15 protein-coding genes are annotated in these 15800 nt (G+C 72.0%); 5 read left to right on the top strand and 10 right to left on the bottom strand.

Annotated elements, in window-relative coordinates:
- Positions 1-188 precede the first annotated feature (188 nt).
- On the bottom strand, positions 189-1202 hold the full coding sequence (gene trpS / locus ACFXKG_RS27880) for a tryptophan--tRNA ligase (RefSeq protein WP_384844694.1): 1014 nt from the start codon (positions 1200-1202) through the stop codon (positions 189-191).
- Positions 1203-1368: 166 nt separating this feature from the next.
- On the opposite strand from trpS, the gene rocD reads away from it, so the two are divergent.
- Positions 1369-2574 carry an ornithine--oxo-acid transaminase gene (gene rocD / locus ACFXKG_RS27875; protein WP_384844691.1) on the top strand — a complete coding sequence of 402 codons (1206 nt, stop codon included), beginning with the start codon at positions 1369-1371 and terminating at the stop codon, positions 2572-2574.
- Positions 2575-2624: 50 nt separating this feature from the next.
- Here the strand turns inward: rocD and ACFXKG_RS27870 are convergent, their stop codons facing one another.
- Together ACFXKG_RS27870 and ACFXKG_RS27865 are read right to left on the bottom strand one after the other, a co-directional pair.
- The gene (locus ACFXKG_RS27870) at positions 2625-3806 is read right to left on the bottom strand and encodes a glutathionylspermidine synthase family protein (protein WP_384844688.1); all 1182 of its coding nucleotides are present in this window, start codon (positions 3804-3806) and stop codon (positions 2625-2627) included.
- Positions 3806-4084 (bottom strand): hypothetical protein, encoded by a 279-nt coding sequence (locus ACFXKG_RS27865; RefSeq protein ID WP_384844685.1) that lies wholly within the window; start codon positions 4082-4084, stop codon positions 3806-3808. The genes ACFXKG_RS27870 and ACFXKG_RS27865 overlap by 1 nt, the downstream gene beginning before the upstream one ends.
- 151 nt (positions 4085-4235) lie before the next feature.
- Between ACFXKG_RS27865 and ACFXKG_RS27860 the strand changes: the two genes are divergently transcribed.
- Positions 4236-5081 carry a hypothetical protein gene (locus ACFXKG_RS27860; protein ID WP_384844682.1) on the top strand — a complete coding sequence of 282 codons (846 nt, stop codon included), beginning with the start codon at positions 4236-4238 and terminating at the stop codon, positions 5079-5081.
- 212 nt (positions 5082-5293) lie between these two features.
- Positions 5294-6487: a methyltransferase domain-containing protein gene (locus ACFXKG_RS27855; protein WP_384844679.1), complete on the top strand. Its 1194-nt coding sequence runs from the start codon at positions 5294-5296 to the stop codon at positions 6485-6487.
- A gap of 102 nt (positions 6488-6589) precedes the next feature.
- On the opposite strand, the gene ACFXKG_RS27850 is transcribed toward ACFXKG_RS27855, so the two are convergent.
- Positions 6590-7924, bottom strand: coding sequence for a PLP-dependent aminotransferase family protein (locus ACFXKG_RS27850; RefSeq protein WP_384844676.1), 1335 nt, complete (start codon positions 7922-7924; stop codon positions 6590-6592).
- A 290-nt stretch (positions 7925-8214) separates the two neighbouring features.
- Here ACFXKG_RS27850 and ACFXKG_RS27845 point away from each other — a divergent pair, with 290 nt between their 5' ends.
- Positions 8215-8739: a carboxymuconolactone decarboxylase family protein gene (locus ACFXKG_RS27845; RefSeq protein WP_384844673.1), complete on the top strand. Its 525-nt coding sequence runs from the start codon at positions 8215-8217 to the stop codon at positions 8737-8739.
- 102 nt (positions 8740-8841) lie between these two features.
- Here the strand turns inward: ACFXKG_RS27845 and ACFXKG_RS27840 are convergent, their stop codons facing one another.
- Genes ACFXKG_RS27840 through ACFXKG_RS27820 form a run of 5 tightly spaced genes read right to left on the bottom strand, consistent with a single transcriptional unit; the run spans position 8842 to position 13248 of the window.
- A complete protein-coding gene (locus ACFXKG_RS27840) occupies positions 8842-9498 on the bottom strand; it encodes a nucleoside/nucleotide kinase family protein (protein WP_384844670.1) in 657 nt (218 codons plus the stop codon).
- Positions 9495-10409: a sugar phosphate isomerase/epimerase family protein gene (locus tag ACFXKG_RS27835; RefSeq protein WP_384844667.1), complete on the bottom strand. Its 915-nt coding sequence runs from the start codon at positions 10407-10409 to the stop codon at positions 9495-9497. The genes ACFXKG_RS27840 and ACFXKG_RS27835 overlap by 4 nt, the downstream gene beginning before the upstream one ends.
- Before the next feature lie 13 nt (positions 10410-10422).
- Positions 10423-11205, bottom strand: coding sequence for an ATP-binding cassette domain-containing protein (locus tag ACFXKG_RS27830; RefSeq protein WP_384844664.1), 783 nt, complete (start codon positions 11203-11205; stop codon positions 10423-10425).
- Positions 11202-12188 (bottom strand): ABC transporter permease, encoded by a 987-nt coding sequence (locus ACFXKG_RS27825; protein WP_384844661.1) that lies wholly within the window; start codon positions 12186-12188, stop codon positions 11202-11204. Before ACFXKG_RS27825 ends, ACFXKG_RS27830 begins: the two co-directional genes overlap by 4 nt.
- Positions 12189-12225: 37 nt before the next feature.
- Complete coding sequence (locus ACFXKG_RS27820; RefSeq protein WP_384844658.1) at positions 12226-13248, bottom strand: substrate-binding domain-containing protein; 1023 nt, start codon at positions 13246-13248, stop codon at positions 12226-12228.
- Positions 13249-13402: 154 nt separating this feature from the next.
- Between ACFXKG_RS27820 and ACFXKG_RS27815 the strand changes: the two genes are divergently transcribed.
- Positions 13403-14650, top strand: coding sequence for an ROK family protein (locus tag ACFXKG_RS27815; RefSeq protein ID WP_384844655.1), 1248 nt, complete (start codon positions 13403-13405; stop codon positions 14648-14650).
- 154 nt (positions 14651-14804) lie between these two features.
- On the opposite strand, the gene ACFXKG_RS27810 is transcribed toward ACFXKG_RS27815, so the two are convergent.
- The gene (locus tag ACFXKG_RS27810) at positions 14805-15800 is read right to left on the bottom strand and encodes an ABC transporter substrate-binding protein (protein WP_384844652.1); all 996 of its coding nucleotides are present in this window, start codon (positions 15798-15800) and stop codon (positions 14805-14807) included.

Below are 15800 nucleotides of genomic sequence, written 5' to 3'. Positions count from 1 at the left end.
GCACCGCCGTGCTGGCCAGCGCTCGCCGGACCGGGGGCCGGCATCAGTACATGGCGTAACCGTCTGACGTACCCGCGTCACACGGATTCGTCCATACGGTGGCCCCTTCGTGGCCCCTCCGGACACCCGGTCCGGCCACCTGGCTCAGTGTCCGTCCGGGGCCCGCCCGGCGCCCGTCCGCCGCCCGCTCAGTGCTTGGCGGGCAGGAATCCCACTCTCTCGTACGCCTGGGCCAGCGTCTCCGCGGCGACCGTACGGGCCTTCTCCGCGCCCGCGGCCAGGACGGCGTCCAACGTCTCGGGATCGTCCAGATATTCCTGGGTGCGGGTCCGGAAGGGTGTGACGAATTCGACCATCACCTCCGCCAGATCCGTCTTCAGCGCGCCGTACCCCTTGCCCTCGTACCGCTGCTCCAGATCCGCGACGGGCGTCTCCGTGAGGGTGGAGTAGATCGTCAGCAGATTGCTCACGCCGGGCTTGGCCGCCGCGTCGAAGCGGATCTCCGTGCCGGTGTCGGTGACCGCGCTCTTGATCTTCTTCGCGGTGACTTTCGGCTCGTCGAGCAGGTTGACCAGGCCCTTCGGCGTGGACGCCGACTTGCTCATCTTGACCGCGGGGTCCTGGAGGTCGTAGATCTTGGCGACCTCCCTGACGATGTGCGGCGCCGGGACCGTGAACGTCTCCCCGAAGCGGGAGTTGAAGCGCTCGGCGAGGTCGCGGGTCAGCTCGATGTGCTGGCGCTGGTCCTCGCCGACCGGGACGGCGTCGGCCTGGTAGAGCAGGATGTCCGCGACCTGGAGGATCGGGTACGTGAAGAGGCCGACCGTGGCGCGGTCCGTGCCCTCCTTGGCGGACTTGTCCTTGAACTGCGTCATCCGGGACGCCTCGCCGAACCCCGTGATGCAGTTCATGACCCAGGCGAGCTGCGCGTGCTCGGGGACATGGCTCTGGACGAAGAGCGTGCACCGCTGCGGATCGAGCCCGGCGGCCAGCAGTTGGGCGACGGCCAGCCGTGTGTTGGCGCGCAGCGCGGCGGGGTCCTGCGGCATCGTGATCGCGTGCAGGTCCACGACCATGTAGAACGCGTCGTGGGTCTCTTGCAGCGCCACGTACTGGCGCACCGCACCGAGGTAGTTCCCGAGGTGGAACGAGCCTGCGGTGGGCTGGATGCCGGAGAGGGCACGGGGACTTTCTAGGGCCATGTTCAGCATTGTCTCAGGTGGGACCGACAGCTCGAAACTGTTCAGCCGGGTGACACCGCGGGCAAGCTTTCATCGTCCGGACTGCGCGCGACGAAAGAAAGTGGGGCCGTGCCCCGCGGACGCGGCAGAGCTTTGCCAGTCTGCCCTGAACGGATCGGAGAGACCCGTGTCGACTACGGAGAGCGCCATCGCCTCGGCGGAAGCCCACAGTGCGCACAATTACCATCCGCTGCCCGTCGTCGTCGCCTCGGCGGAGGGCGCGTGGATGACGGATGTCGAGGGACGGCGCTTCCTCGACATGCTCGCCGGGTACTCGGCACTCAATTTCGGCCATGGCAACCGGCGGCTCATCGACGCCGCCAAGGCCCAGTTGGAGAAGGTGACGCTGACCTCCCGGGCCTTCCACCACGACCGGTTCGCGGAGTTCTGCACGGAGCTGGCCGCGCTCTGCGGCATGGAGATGGTCCTGCCGATGAACACCGGCGCGGAGGCGGTGGAGACGGCGGTGAAGACCGCGCGGAAGTGGGGGTACCGGGTCAAAGGCGTGCCGGACGGCATGGCGAAGATCGTCGTGGCGGGCAACAACTTCCACGGCCGTACGACGACGATCATCAGCTTCTCCACGGACGCGGAGGCCCGCGCGGACTTCGGCCCGTACACCCCGGGGTTCGAGATCGTGCCGTACGGGGACCTCACCGCCATGGAGGCGGCGCTGACCGAGAACACCGTGGCCGTGCTGCTGGAGCCCATCCAGGGCGAGGCCGGGGTGCTGGTGCCGCCGCCGGGCTATCTCGCCGGGGTGCGCGAGCTGACCCGGGCGCGGAACGTGCTCTTCGTCGCGGACGAGATCCAGTCGGGGCTCGGCAGGACGGGCGCGACCTTCGCCTGTGAGCACGAGGGCGTGGTGCCGGACATGTACGTGCTCGGCAAGGCGCTCGGCGGCGGGGTGGTGCCGGTCTCTGCGGTCGTCTCCTCGGCGGCGGTGCTGGGCGTGCACCGGCCCGGCGAGCACGGGTCGACGTTCGGCGGGAACCCGCTGGCCTGCGCGGTGGCGCTGGAGGTCATCGCGATGCTGCGGACCGGCGAGTTCCAGCAGCGGGCGGCGGAGCTGGGCGACCATCTCCACCGGGAGCTGGGGCTGCTGACGGGCGGCGGGGCGGTGGCGGCGGTGCGCGGCCGGGGGCTGTGGGCCGGGGTGGACATCGTGCCGTCGCGCGGCACGGGGCGGGAGATCTCGGAGCGGCTGATGGAGCGGGGCGTCCTGGTGAAGGACACGCACGGCTCGACGATCCGGATCGCTCCGCCGCTGGTGATCAGCAAGGAGGACCTGGACTGGGGGCTCGACCAGCTGCGGGCGGTGCTCGCGGAGTAGCGGAGCAGTAGCCGTGCCCCCATCAGGATGACCGCTCAGGGGACGACGGCTCAGAGGATGACGTGGGGCAGGAAGCGCGCGTACTCGTCCGTGATCAGGCCCGACGACTCCCGGATGCCGAGCCCCGCCGCCTCGTCCCCGACCACCCACGCGCCGAGCACCACGTGGTTGCCGTCGAAGGCGGGCAGCGGGGCCAGTTCCTGGTAGCAGCACGCCTCGTCCCGTACCACCGGGCGGCCGTCCGGCTCGTGGATCGTGACCCCGGCGCCCTCCCGGCCCAGCAGCGGTTTGGCGACATAGCCGCGGGAGGCGGCGAGTTCGCGGGGGCCGTCGAGGTGGGCGGCGAGGAGGTGGGGGTGGCCCGGGTTCAGCTCCCAGAGGATCGCGAGGAGCGCTTTGTTGGAGAGGAGCATCTTCCAGGCGGGTTCGATCCAGCAGGTGGTGCCCGTACCGCCGCCGTTGTCGAGGGTGTCCAGGACGTGCGGGCCGAACCGGTCGGTGGCCAGCCACTCCCAGGGGTAGAGCTTGAAGCAGGTGCGGATGTAGCGGAGCCGTTCGTCGACGAAACGGCCGGAGAGCCGGTCCCAGCCGATCTCCTCGACGGAGAGCGCCTCGGTCGCCAGACCGGCCTGTGCCGCGGTCTCGCGCAGATACGCGACGGTCATCAGGTCCTCGCCCAGTTCGTCGCCGTCGGAGTGCGCGAAGTGGACGGGGCCCGGCGGCAGCAGGGCGGCCTGCCGACGCCAGGCGTCGACGAGGCGTTCGTGGAGGGAGTTCCACTGGTCGGCGCCGGGGAAACGGTCCTCCATCCAGAACCACTGGGCGCTCGCGGCCTCGACCAGCGAGGTGGGGGTGTCGGCGTTGTACTCCAGCATCTTCGCCGGCCCCGATCCGTCGTAGTGCAGGTCGAACCGGCCGTACAGGGACGGCAGTTCGGCGCGGCGCCGCCAGGACTCGGAGATCAGCGCGGCCAGCCGGGGGTCGGTGACGCCGAGGTCGGCGAACCGGTCGTGCGCGACGATGTGCGCGGCGGCGTCCAGGCAGAGGGCGTGCAGTTCCTCGACGACCTCTTCGAGGGCCTCCACCTCGGGCAGGGTGAAGGTGTAGTAGGCGCTCTCGTCCCAGTACGGGCGCAGGGAGCCGTCCGGGTAGCGGGTGAGCGGGTAGACGACGCCCTGTTCCTCGACGGTCCGCTGCCAGTCGGGGCGCGGGGCGATGGTGTGACGTTTCATCAGCCGCCGCCGGAGCCGGAGCAGCCGAAGCCGCCGCGGTCGACCGCCGTCTTGTCGAAACTGCCGCCCTCGACCTTGCCCTTGCTGTTGGAGCCCCCGTAGTAGTACGAGCCGCTGCCACCGCTCTTGCACTGGGAGCTGGGCAGGGTCTCCTTGGTCGTACGGTCGGCGCACCGCTTGTCGGGCTCCGATCCGCAGGAAGTGAGGGCGAGCGCCAGCACCCCCATGGACCCCAGCACGACCGTGCTCGACCTCAGCTTCCGTTCCCGTGCGGTCATGTGCCGCACCTCCCCCGTGGTGTTCGATTCCGGCCAAGAGGCCGCTCGAACACCTTAGATGGCCGGTTCGGCCACTTGTAAGGACGGTGCGCCGTCTGTTGCCCGGATGTGTCCGCCGGAGAGGACCTAAGGTCGCTTTGTGCTTCTCGGGATGATCTGCGCACTGGGTTCGGCGGTCTGTTACGGCACCGCGTCCGTGCTCCAGGCCGTCGCGGCGCGCGCCGCGGAACCCGGGACGGGGTCGGGGGTCGATCCGGCCCTGCTGCTGCGGGCGCTGCGGCAGTGGCGGTACGCGGCCGGACTCGGCCTGGACGGGCTGGGGTTCGCCCTCCAGATCGTCGCGCTGCGCGCGCTGCCGATCTACGCGGTGGGTGCGGCGCTCGCCGCGAGCCTGGCGGTGACGGCGGTGGTCGCCGCGCGGGTGCTGCGCGTACGCCTCAGCTCCACGGAGTGGGCCGCGGTGGCGGTGGTCTGCGGCGGCCTGGCGATGCTGGGACTCGCCTCGGGCGCGGAGGGGCACGGCACGGGCCCGGCCGCCCTGCGCTGGGCCCTGCCGGCCGTCGTGGCGGCGATCCTCCTGGCGGGCGCGGTCGCGGGGCGCCTCCCCGGCCGGGCACGGGCGCTGGTGCTGGGGCTGGGCGCGGGGTTCGGCTTCGGGGTGGTGGAGGTGGCGGTCCGGCTGATCGACCCGGCGGATCCCCTCGACCCCGGGAACCCCGCGCTCTGGGCGGTGCCGCTGGGCGGCGGAGCGGCGTTCCTGCTGCTCACCTCGGCGTTCCAGCGCGGCTCCGTGACCACGGCGACGGCGGGTCTGGTCCTCGGCGAGACGGTCGGCCCGGCCCTGGTGGGCGTGGCCTGGCTCGGTGACCGTACGCGGGACGGGCTGGCGTGGCTGGCGGTGACGGGCTTCACGGTCGCGGTGGCGGGAGCGCTGGCCCTCGCCCGCTTCGGCGAACCGCCGCCGCCCGCCGAGCCAAGGGGAAAGCCTGGCGAGTAGATGCCAGAGAGTGATCGAGCCATTGCCCACGGCGATCACGGTGAGCGACGATGTCCCGTATCCGATGAAGCCGTATCCGATGAAGAGGAGGTGACCATGGGTGGTCACAGCAAGCCCGATCCCGCCCCCTCCCAGGGCAAGCCCCCGCCGGGGAACTCCGACAGCAAGGTGCCCGATCCGCCACCGCCCACCGGCAAGCGGAGGAAGCAGGGGTGACGGTCCTCGACCTTGTGGACACCGGTCCCGTGGACACCAGTCCCGTGGACATCGACGCGTACCGGCGGCGGCTTGCGGACGACATGGCGGCCCGGGGCTGCTGGCCGGAGGATTCGCCCTGGGTCCGCTCGGCCGTCGATGCCCTGCCCCGGCACCGGTTCGCCCCCGAGCGGGTCTGGGTGTGGGACGGCGAGGAGTACCTGCCGGTGGACCGCGCCGCCGACCCCCGGGGATGGGCGGGCGCCGTGTACGCCGGGTCGTACGACTCCACGGTCATCCAGGTCACCGACGGCCTGCCCACCTCCAGCCTGTCCTGCGTCTCCGTCGTGGCCGACATGCTCGACTCGCTGATGCCCGAGCCCGGCCACCGGGTCCTCGAACTCGGCACGGGAGCGGGGTGGAACGCCGCTCTGCTCGGGCTGCGCGCGGGCGCCGGGCGGGTCGTCAGCGTGGAGTTCGACGCGGGGCTGGCGGACGCCGCGCGGGAGCGGATCAGGAGCGCGGGCGCGGAGGTGTCGGTACGGGTGGGTGACGGGTCGCGCGGGCTGCGGGACGGGGCGCCGTACGACCGGGTGATCGCGACCTACGCGGTGGAGGAGGTGCCCTGGGCCTGGGTGGCGCAGACCCGCCCCGGCGGCCGGATCGTCACCCCGTGGGGACGGCTCGGGCATGTCGCGCTCACGGTGGCCGGCGACGGCCGGTCGGCCTCCGGCTGGATGCAGGGCCTGGGGATGTTCATGCCCAGCCGGTACGCCGCCGGACCGGGCCCGGGGTTCCACGCGATCCGTGATGCCGTCCCGCCGGAGACGGAGTCCCCGTTCTCCAGGGACCCTTCGGCGCTCGCGGACGGGAACGCGCTCTTCGCGCTGCGGGTGCTGCTCCCCGACGTACGGATCACCACGGAGTCGGGCGGAGACGGCATGCGCGCCCTGCTGCACGACGGCCGTTCCTCCTGGGCGACCCTCTCGGCGCCCCTCGCCGGGACGGCGGGCCGCCCGGCCCGTGCATACCCGGCCGTGGCCCGTCAGGGCGGGCCCCGGCGGCTGGCCGACGAGGTCGCGCGGGCGTGGCGGAGGTGGGAGAGCGCGGGCGCGCCGCCGCTCCACGACTTCGGCATGACGCGGACGCCCGACGAGCAGTACATCTGGAGCGGCGACCGGGAGACGGGACCCCGCTGGGCGCCCGGGTAGCCGGCGTTCGGTGCCGTGAACCGCGCGGCCGTTCGGTGCCGTGCCCGGCGCGGGCCGTTCGGTGCCGTGCCCCGCGCGGGCCGTTCGGTGCCGTGCCCGGCGTCACGGCAGGGCCCGGCACAGGGCGTCCAGGGCGCCCGCCCACGCGCTGTCGGGCGGGGTGCCGTAGCCGACGACCAGGGCGTCCGGGCCCGGCGGTGTCGACGGATGGCGGAAGTCGGCGAGGCCTTCCAGGGCCAGGCCCTGCCAGGCCGCGCCCTCGACCACCGCGCGTTCCATGCCCGGCGGCAGTTCGATGACGGCGTGCAGCCCGGCCGCGACCCCGGTCACCCGGACGTCGGGGGCCCGGTCCGCGAGGGCCTCGGTGAGCTGGTCGCGGCGGCGCCGGTAGCGCAGCCGCATGGCGCGGACGTGGCGGTCGTACGCGCCCGAGGCGATGAACTCCGCGAGCGTGAGCTGGTCCAGCGCGCTCGACGCCCAGCCGGTGGTCTCCTTCACCGCCGCCACCTCCTCCACCAGCCCGTCCGGCACCACCAGCCAGCCCAGCCGCAGCCCGGGGGCCAGGGACTTGCTGGCCGTACCGAAGTAGACCACCCGCTCCGCGTCGAGCCCCTGGAGCGCCCCGACGCGCTGGCGGTCGTAGCGGAACTCCCCGTCGTAGTCGTCCTCCAGGAGCAGTCCGCCCGTGGCACGCGCCCAGTCGACCGCCGCCGCGCGCCGGTCGGGGTGGAGGGCGCCGCCCGTCGGGAACTGGTGCGCCGGGGTCATCAGCACCGCGCCGACGCCCTCGGTACGGGCCAGCTCCGGCAGTTCCTCGGTGCGGGTGCCGCGCGCGTCGAGCCCGAGCGCGGGCGTGCGGATCCCGGCGCCGGTCAGCTTGGCGCGGTGGTGCCGCAGCCCGTACGCCTCGACGGCCACGGCCCGCACCCGGCGCGCCCTGAGCACCTGCGCGAGGAGGCTCAGCCCGTGGACGAAGCCCGCGCAGACCACGATCCGCTCGGGGGTGACGTCCACCCCGCGCGCCCGTGCCAGGTAGTCGGCGAGGACGGTCCGCAGCTCGATCCGGCCGCGCGGGTCGCCGTAGCCGAAGGCGTCGTACGGCGCGGTGGTCAAGGCGCGGCGGGCCGCCGTCAGCCACTGCGCGCGGGGGAACGCGGCGAGGTCGGGGGTCCCCGCGAGCAGGCTGTGCGCGGCGCGGCCCGGGTCCCGGCGGCCCCCGACCGCCACCGGCGCGGTCCGGCGCGGCGCGGAGCGCCTGGCGACCCGGGTGCCCGAGCCCTGCCGGGCGACGAGCCAGCCCTCGGCGACGAGCTCGGCGTAGGCGTCGGCCACGGTGTTACGGGCCACGCCCAGATCGGCGGCGAGGGAACGGGAGGACGGCAGCCGGGTGCCGGGCGCGAGCCGGCCCGTACGGACGGCGTCCCGCAGGGCGTCCATCAGGCCGGCCCGCAGCCGGGGGCCGTGCAGCTCCAGGTGGAGGTCGCCGCCGAAGGAGACCGTCGGCCCGCGCGGACCGGGCGGCCGGTCCGTGTCCGACGACCGGTCCCTATCCGATGACCGGTCCCTATCCGATGACCGGTCCGTATCCGATGGCCCGTTTGCGGACGACGGCCCGTTTGCGGACGACGGCCCGCTGGCGGACGATGGCTCGGGGCGCCGATTGGCCCAGGAATCTGTCATGGAAATGGACCATAGCCCTGTGCCACTGACGGCGTAGCGTCGTACCCATGACGACAGACACGACAGACACCACGACAGACACCACGAACGCGACCGGCACCCTGCCCGAGCACACCCCCCGCCTCGACCTCGCCCGGCTCGTCCCCGACGTCTACAAGGCCATGGTCCGGCTGGACGCGGCGGCCCGGCAGGGGGTGGACCCGACCCTGCTCGAACTGGTCAAGATCCGTGCCTCGCAGCTCAACCACTGCGCCTTCTGCCTCGACATGCACTCGAAGGACGCGCTGGCGGCCGGCGAGTCGGTGGAGCGGATCGTGCAGCTCAGCGCGTGGAAGGAGTCCCGGCACTTCTACACGGCGAAGGAGGTCGCGGCGATCGAGCTGGCCGAGGCGATCACCGTACTGACCGTCGGCTTCGTGCCGGACGAGGTGTACGAGAGGGCCGCCGCGCACTTCGACGAGACCGAGCTGGCCCATCTCATCTCGGCGATCACGGTGATCAACGCCTGGAACCGCTTCGCCGTGACCACCCGTGGCGTCCCGGGCCACTACACCCCGGGCACGCACAGGTGACCGTCCCCGCAGCCTTGCGCGCGCTCCACCACGGCTGTCCGGCCGTTCGCCGGCATGCATCCGACCTGGGCGAGGACGGCGGGGCTTACGGGTGACGGCCGGTCAGCGCACCGGGCCGGCCGGGGCGGGCAGTGCCGTCCCGGGAACGACCAGGTCGGCCAGGGCTCGGGTGGCCGCGACCAGGTCGGCGTTGCGCTGGTCGGTGCCGAGCGCCCAGGCCACCGCCGCGTCATGGGGCTTCCCGAACTCCTCGTGCCGGGCCACGAGCCGGCCGACCCGGTCCCGCTCGTCCGGTGCGCAGAACCACACCTCGTCCAGCTCCGCCCGTACCCGCGCCCAGGCGCCCGTCCCGAGCAGCAGGTAGTTGCCTTCGGTCACGATCAGGCGGGCCGTCGGCGGCACCGGGATGACGCCCGCCAGCGGCTGCTCCAGCGTCCGCTCGAAGCCCGGCGCGTAGACGATGTCGCCGGACTCCTCGCGCAGCCGCCGCAGAAGGGCCGCGTAGCCCGCCGGGTCGAACGTGTCGGGGGCGCCCTTGCGGTCGCGGCGGCCCAGCCGGTCGAGTTCGGCGTCGGCGAGGTGGAAGCCGTCCATCGGGACGTGCGCGACCCAGGGCGGTCCTTCGCCGTTCAACTCGGCCACCAGCCGTTCGGCGAGTGTCGTCTTGCCCGCGCCGGGGCTGCCGGTGATCCCGAGGACGGCCCGGCGCCCGGGGCGGGCCAGTCCGGCGGCCCGCCTCAGGAGGTCGTCGAGGGTCATCCGCGGGCGCCGCTCACGGCCAGGTGCTGGGCGATGAAGCCGCGCGCGTGGCGGGCCAGGTCCGTACCGTCGGACCACAGGTCCCGCCAGATCGCGAGGTCCGCGGAGAGCCCCGGAGCCACCACCGCCGAGGAGAACGACTCGAAGGTGATCGGTCCGGTGTAGCCGATGTCGGCGAGCGCGTGGAAGAAGGCCGTGAAGTCCAGATGGCCGGAGCCGAGGTAGCCCCGGTGGTTCTCGCCTATGTGGACGTAGCCGAGCCGGTCGCCGGTCTCCCGCACCGGCCGGACCAGGTCGTCCTCCTCGATGTTCATGTGGTAGGTGTCGAGGTGGATCAGGACGTTGTCCTCGCCGATGTCGTCCGCCAGGGCCAGTGCCTCGCGGGCGGTGTTGACGACGTTCGTCTCGTAGCGGTTGCAGATCTCCAGGCCCAGCGTCATGCCCAGGCCCCGGGCCTCCCCGGCGAGCCCTCGCAGCACAGAGACCACGTTGGCGCGGCCCGCCGTGCTCAGCGGGGAGCCGTACTTGCCGAGCGCGCTGTAGAGGGCGCCGGTGAAGTGGGTTCCGCCCAGGCCGTGGGTGACGGCGAGGGAGTCGTGCAGCAGCTTCTCGCCGCGCTCGACGACGGCCGGGTCGGCGCTGGAGACGTCCGCGTCGAAGGCGAGCCCGCGCGAACAGGCGACCTTCAGACCGGCGTCGGCGATCTCCTTGCGGGCCGCGCTCACGTCGAGGTTGACGGAGTCGTGCAGCGACAGCTCCAGCAGGTCGAACCCGGTGGCCCGGGTGCGCTCCACCGCGTGGCTCACCGAGGCGGGTGAGGTGTCGCCCGCCCACACGAGGGCGTGCACCCCGATCGGGTTCACGGGGCTCGCGCTCGCGGTGGTGTCGGCTGTGGCCGGGGCGGCGGTCATGGTGGGGGACTCCTCAGTCAACTCGGGCTCCCGTGATGAGGGAGACGATCTCGTCGCCGGTGGTCTCGGCGGTGCGCCGGCCGCCGACGCAGCGGCCGGCGCGCATCACCCACACCTGGTCGCTCAGACGCATGACCTGGGCGAAGTTGTGGCTGATGAGCAGCACGGTGTGGCCCTTGTCACGGAGATCGAGGATGAGTTCCTCGACCTTCGCGGTCTCCTGGACACCCAGGGCCGCGGTCGGCTCGTCCATGATGACCAGCCGGGAACTGAAGCCCGCCGCACGGCAGATGGCCACGGCCTGCCGCTGGCCGCCGGACAGCCGGCGCACCCGGGAGCCGACCGCCGGCACGTTCACCGCGAGGGTGGACACCATCTCCTGGGCCCGGCTCCGCATCGCCCGGCGGTCCAGGAACGCGACCGGACCGAAGCGGCGTACCAGCTCCCGGTTCAGGAAGAGGTTCTGCCAGACCGTCAGATCCTCGACCAGGGCGAGGTTCTGGTGCACGGTCTCGATGCCGGCCTCGCGGGCGTCCTCCGGGGAGTGGAAGTCGACGGGCCGGCCGTCGAAGAGGATCCGTCCGCCGTCCGGGCGGTGGATGCCCGAGATGCAGCGTACGAGGGTGGACTTGCCGGCGCCGTTGTCGCCGACGAGCGCGGTGATCTCCCCGGGCCGCAGCGTGAGCGAGACCTCGGCGAGGGCCCGCACGCTGCCGAAGGACAGGGAGACGTCCTCGCAGGCGATGAGCGGTTCGGCCGCGGCGGCCGACCCGTCGGAGGGAAGGGGATGGGTCATCGCTGGAACCTCGTGAGGAAGGCCGCGAGCACCACGACGATGCCGACGGACAGCGGCTGGTAGAACTGCGAGACGCCGAGCAGGGTCAGCCCGTTGACCAACGCGGTCAGCAGCAGGGCGCCGATCACGGGACCGGCGATGGTGGCCCGCCCGCCGAACAGGCTGACTCCGCCGAGCACCACCGCGGCGACCGAGTTGAGCAGGAACGAGGTGTTCGCCGCGGGCTCCGCCGCGCCGACCCGGGCCACCAGCAGGACAGCCCCGAGTCCGGCCAGCGCGCCGGAGATCACATACACCGCGATCTTCACGCGGGCCGTGCCGATGCCCATCGCGGACGCCGACTCCGGCGCACCGCCGGTGGCGAGGACATGGGTGCCGAACCGGGTGCGGAAGAGCACGACATGGGCCACGGCGGCGACACCGGCCGCGATCAGGAACGTCCAGCCCAGCATGCCGAGGCCGCCCGTGGACAGGCTCAGCAGCGTGCTGTCGACCACCGTCACCGGCTTGCCGTCCGACAGGATCAGCGCGAGCCCGGAGGCGGCCGACAGGGTGCCGAGGGTGACGATGAAGTCGGTGATCTTCCCGCGTGCCACGATCAGGCCGTTGGCCGCGCCCACGGCCGCCGAGGAGACCACCGCCAGCAGACAGGCTGCGCCGAGTCCCCAGCCCGCCTGGTACGCCTGGCCGAAGCAGACAGCGCCCAGGGTCATGGCCGAGGCGATCGACAGGTCGATCCCGGCGGTCGCGATCACAAAGGTCTGGCCGACCGCCAGAATGATCAGGATCGCGGCGGCCACGAGCATGGACTCGATGTTGCCGATGCTCAGGAACGTCGAGTTGGCGCTCTGAAAGACGATCACCAGCACGACGAGTCCGACCAGCGCGGCCCAGTCGGCCCAGAAGCCGACGTCGCGCAGGCGCGCGGCCCAGGCCCGCTGGTCCGGCCCGCGCTGGGGAGCCGCGAGTGTTGCGTCAGTCATGGTCTTTCGTTTCTCCTCCGAGGGCACGGCCGCAGGCTCACTTGAGCAGTGCCGCGAACGGGTCGTCGTAAGCGCCGAACGGCTTCGGCGTGCTGGCCAGCGCCTTGTCCGCGTCCGCCTTGGTGACGAGTTCCACAGGCGCCTTGACGTTCGCGGGCAGGGTCTTGCCCTTGGCCGCCGCCTGGCATGCCTCGACGCCCATCTGCCCGATGGCGTAGGGGTACTGGGCCACGGTCGCGTCGAGGGTGCCGGCCTTGACGGCCTCCAGCGCGTCCTTGACGCCGTCCACGCTGATGACCCTGACCTTGCCGGTCCTACCGGCGTTGGCGATGGCCTGGGAGACGCCGAGTCCCATGTCGTCGTTGGCGACGAAGAAGCCCTTGAGGCCGGGGTGCGCGCGCATCACGTTGGTGGCGGCGGTCAGCGCGGTCTGCCGGTCCCAGTCGGCCGCGACGGTCTGCACGACCTTGAGGTTCGCGCCGATGCCCTGCCCGAAGCCCTCGACCCGGGCGCCGCTGGTGACGTCGCCGGCGATACCGCCGATCACTGCGACGTCCCCGCCCTCCGGCACCAGCTTCGACATCTGCGCGCCGGCCGTCTTCCCGGCGTCCGTGTTGTCCGTGCCGATGTACGTCGTCGGCGTAGCCTTCGCGGCCTTCGCGGCCTTGGCGTCGACCGGGTTGTCGATGTTGACGATCGTCTTGCCCGAGGCGGCGGCCTTGGCGAGCCCCTGCACCAGGTTGGTGGCGGAGATCGGGTTGACGATGAAGCAGCCGTACGACTGCCCGGCCAGCCCCGCGAGCTTGTCCGCCTGCCCAGTGGTGTCGGTGATCGAGTTGGCGGCCTGCACCTTGACCGTGACGTCGCCGGTCTTCGCCTGGGCCTGGATGCCCTGCTCCATGCTCTGGAAGAAGGGGTTGTCCAGCCCTTTGATCACGGCGGCGTACTCGGTGCTGCCGGCCGAACCCGAACCGGACGAGCCTCCCGAGCCGCAGGCGCTCAGCGCCAGCGCCCCGGTCACGGCCAGCACGGTCCCGATGACGGCTCTGCGGTCTGTCACAGCTCTGTGAAGTGTGCGCATGGGGTTGTCCCTTTCCCACTGGATACGTGCAGACCGTACGACTCCTTATGGAGCCTGGCAATAGCGCTTTCGACTTTTTTAGTCAGAAGAACCGGGACTTCCGTCCAGTGACCGTCATAGCTAAAGTGTCGGGGTGGATACGACGCAGCCAGCTGCCGCCCGGTCAGGGACGAGTCCGGGCGAGATCCTGGCCCTCTTCCGCGACGTCCCCGACGGCCTCACCAAGACCGACGTCGTACAGCACACGGGCCTGTCGCGCACCACGGTCAACCAGCGACTCGACGGTCTGCTCGCCGCCGGCCTCCTCGTCCCCGCACCCCGGGACGCGCGCACGCGGGGCCGCCCCGCCGGACGGTTCGTCGTCAACCGTGACCGAGGGGTCCTGCTCGTCGCCGACCTCGGCGCGACCGGTCTGCGCACCGCCGTCTGCGACCTCGCGGGCGAGGTCCGCGCCGAACGCGAGGTCGCGTCCGACGTGACGGACGGACCCGAGGCCGTACTGGCCGTCGTGGACGGCCTCTTCCGCGAGCTCCTGCCGGAGACGGGGCACGTCGAGTCCGACGTCCTCGGTATCGGGATAGGCGTACCGGGTCCCGTCGACTTCGCCACCGGACGGGTCGTCAGCCCGCCGATCATGACCGGCTGGGACCGCTACGACATCCCCGGCCACCTCGCCCCCCGCTACCGCTGCCCCGTCCTCGTCGACAAGGACGTCAACGCGATGGCCTACGGCGAACACCGCCTGAGCTACCCCGACGTCGACCATCTGCTCATGGTCAAGATCGGCACCGGTGTCGGCACCGGCATGATCGCGGGCGGCCGGATCCACCGCGGCGCCGACGGCGCGGCCGGAGACGTCGGACACATCCAGGTCACCGTCGACGACATCGACGAACCCCCCGTCTGCCGCTGCGGCAACACCGGCTGCGTGGAGGCCTACGCGGGCGGCTGGGCCCTGGTCCGCGACCTGCGCGCGGCCGGCCGCGACGTCGCCGGTGTGGACGACGCCGTCCGCCTCATCCGCTCCGGCGACCTCACCGCCGTACGTCTCGCCCGGCGCGCAGCCCGCATCCTCGGCGTCGCCATCGCCGACGCGGTCAACATGTTCAACCCGCGCGTCATCGTCTTCGGCGGACAACTCGCCCACACCGAAGAGCAGTTGTTCGCGGGGATCCGCGAGGTCGTATACCGTCGCTCACTGCCGCTGGCCACCCGCAACCTCCAGATCGTCCGCAGCGCCCTCGACGCGCGCGCCGGAGTCATGGGCCTCTCCCAGCTCCTGGTCGACGGGCTCTACGCACCGCACCGGGTCCAGGAACTCATCGACGGCGTCCCCGAGGCCCACCCGGCGCCGTCGGAGCGGACCGTCGCCGCACCCTGACCGCGTACGCGGGTGCCCGCGGGACACGGCGGCCGGTCCCCGCGGGGCCGGCCGCCGTACCGTCGTCACCCGGCGTCGGCCCCTCGCGGCCCGCCGGCGCCGGCTTCGGGAGCAGGAGACTCACCTGTTGAGGCGGCCGGCGGCCTCCGGGCGCCTACTTCGCCGGCAGCCACTTCCGCCACGTCGGCTCGTTCGCCCCGACCCACTTCTCCGCCGCTTCCTCCGGTGTGAGCTTCTGCTCGGCGATCATCAGGGCGACCTCGTTCTGCGCCTCGGTCGTCCAGCGGAAGTTCTTCAGCAGGGTCGCCGCTCCGCCGCCCTTCTCCGCGAAGTCCGCGTTCAGGTACTTCTGGAGCGGGGTGTGCGGATAGGCGCAGGCGACCTTCTTCGCGTCGGCGTCGCAGCCCTCCTTGTACTCCGGGAGCTTCACCTCCGTCATGGGAACCTTCTGGAACAGCCACTGCGGGGTGTACCAGTAGGTCAGGAAAGGCTTCTTCTCCTTGGCGAACTGCTTGATCTGGGTGATCTGGGCCGCCTCGGAACCCGAGAAGACCACTTGGTAGTCCAGTTTCAGATTGGCCACCAATGCCTTGTCGTTGGTGACGTACGACGGCGAGCCGTCCAGCAACTGGCCCTTGCCGCCGCTCTCCGGGGTACGGAACTGGTCCGCGTACTTGTTGAGGTTCCGCCAGTCCGTCACGTCCGGGTGCTGTTTCGCGAAGTACGTGGGGACGAACCAGCCGATGTGGCCGGTGACCCCGAGCCCGCCGCCCGGTGTGATGGTCTTCTTGTCCTCGATGTAGCGCTGTTCCTGTTCCGGGTGGCCCCAGTCCTCCAGGATCGCGTCGACCCGGCCCTGGCTGAGGGCGTCCCAGGCGGGGACCTCGTCGATCTGGACGGTGTCCACGCGGTAGCCCAGCTCGTGTTCGAGGAGATATGTCGCCACGGCCACATTGGCCTGGGCCCCCACCCACGACTGCACGGAGAGGGTGACGGTCTTCGAGCCCTGCGCGTTGGCGTACGGGGACGCCTGCTTGGTCATGTCGGCCGCGCCGCAGCCGGTGACGGCCAGCAGCGCGGCCACCGAGGCGAGGACCCCCGCCGTACGCGGACGGACCCACCCGCGGGAACGCGTTCCGGTGCGTGCCAT

The sequence above is a fragment of the Streptomyces sp. NPDC059255 genome, from assembly GCF_042752355.1.
Classification (GTDB): Bacteria; Actinomycetota; Actinomycetes; order Streptomycetales; family Streptomycetaceae; genus Streptomyces.
Note: the sequence above shows the minus strand (reverse complement) of the source record. Positions and strands in the feature narration are given on the sequence as shown.

Coding starts and splice junctions, on each gene's coding strand:
- ACFXKG_RS27845 (WP_384844673.1), top strand. CDS start 8,215: ATGACGACAGACACGACAGACACCACGACAGACACCACGAACGCGACC.
- ACFXKG_RS27835 (WP_384844667.1), bottom strand. CDS start 10,409: ATGACCGCCGCCCCGGCCACAGCCGACACCACCGCGAGCGCGAGCCCC.
- ACFXKG_RS27870 (WP_384844688.1), bottom strand. CDS start 3,806: ATGAAACGTCACACCATCGCCCCGCGCCCCGACTGGCAGCGGACCGTC.
- trpS (WP_384844694.1), bottom strand. CDS start 1,202: ATGGCCCTAGAAAGTCCCCGTGCCCTCTCCGGCATCCAGCCCACCGCA.
- ACFXKG_RS27840 (WP_384844670.1), bottom strand. CDS start 9,498: ATGACCCTCGACGACCTCCTGAGGCGGGCCGCCGGACTGGCCCGCCCC.
- ACFXKG_RS27850 (WP_384844676.1), bottom strand. CDS start 7,924: ATGGACGCCCTGCGGGACGCCGTCCGTACGGGCCGGCTCGCGCCCGGC.
- ACFXKG_RS27825 (WP_384844661.1), bottom strand. CDS start 12,188: ATGACTGACGCAACACTCGCGGCTCCCCAGCGCGGGCCGGACCAGCGG.
- ACFXKG_RS27830 (WP_384844664.1), bottom strand. CDS start 11,205: ATGACCCATCCCCTTCCCTCCGACGGGTCGGCCGCCGCGGCCGAACCG.
- ACFXKG_RS27860 (WP_384844682.1), top strand. CDS start 4,236: ATGATCTGCGCACTGGGTTCGGCGGTCTGTTACGGCACCGCGTCCGTG.
- ACFXKG_RS27865 (WP_384844685.1), bottom strand. CDS start 4,084: ATGACCGCACGGGAACGGAAGCTGAGGTCGAGCACGGTCGTGCTGGGG.
- ACFXKG_RS27810 (WP_384844652.1), bottom strand. CDS start 15,800: ATGGCACGCACCGGAACGCGTTCCCGCGGGTGGGTCCGTCCGCGTACG.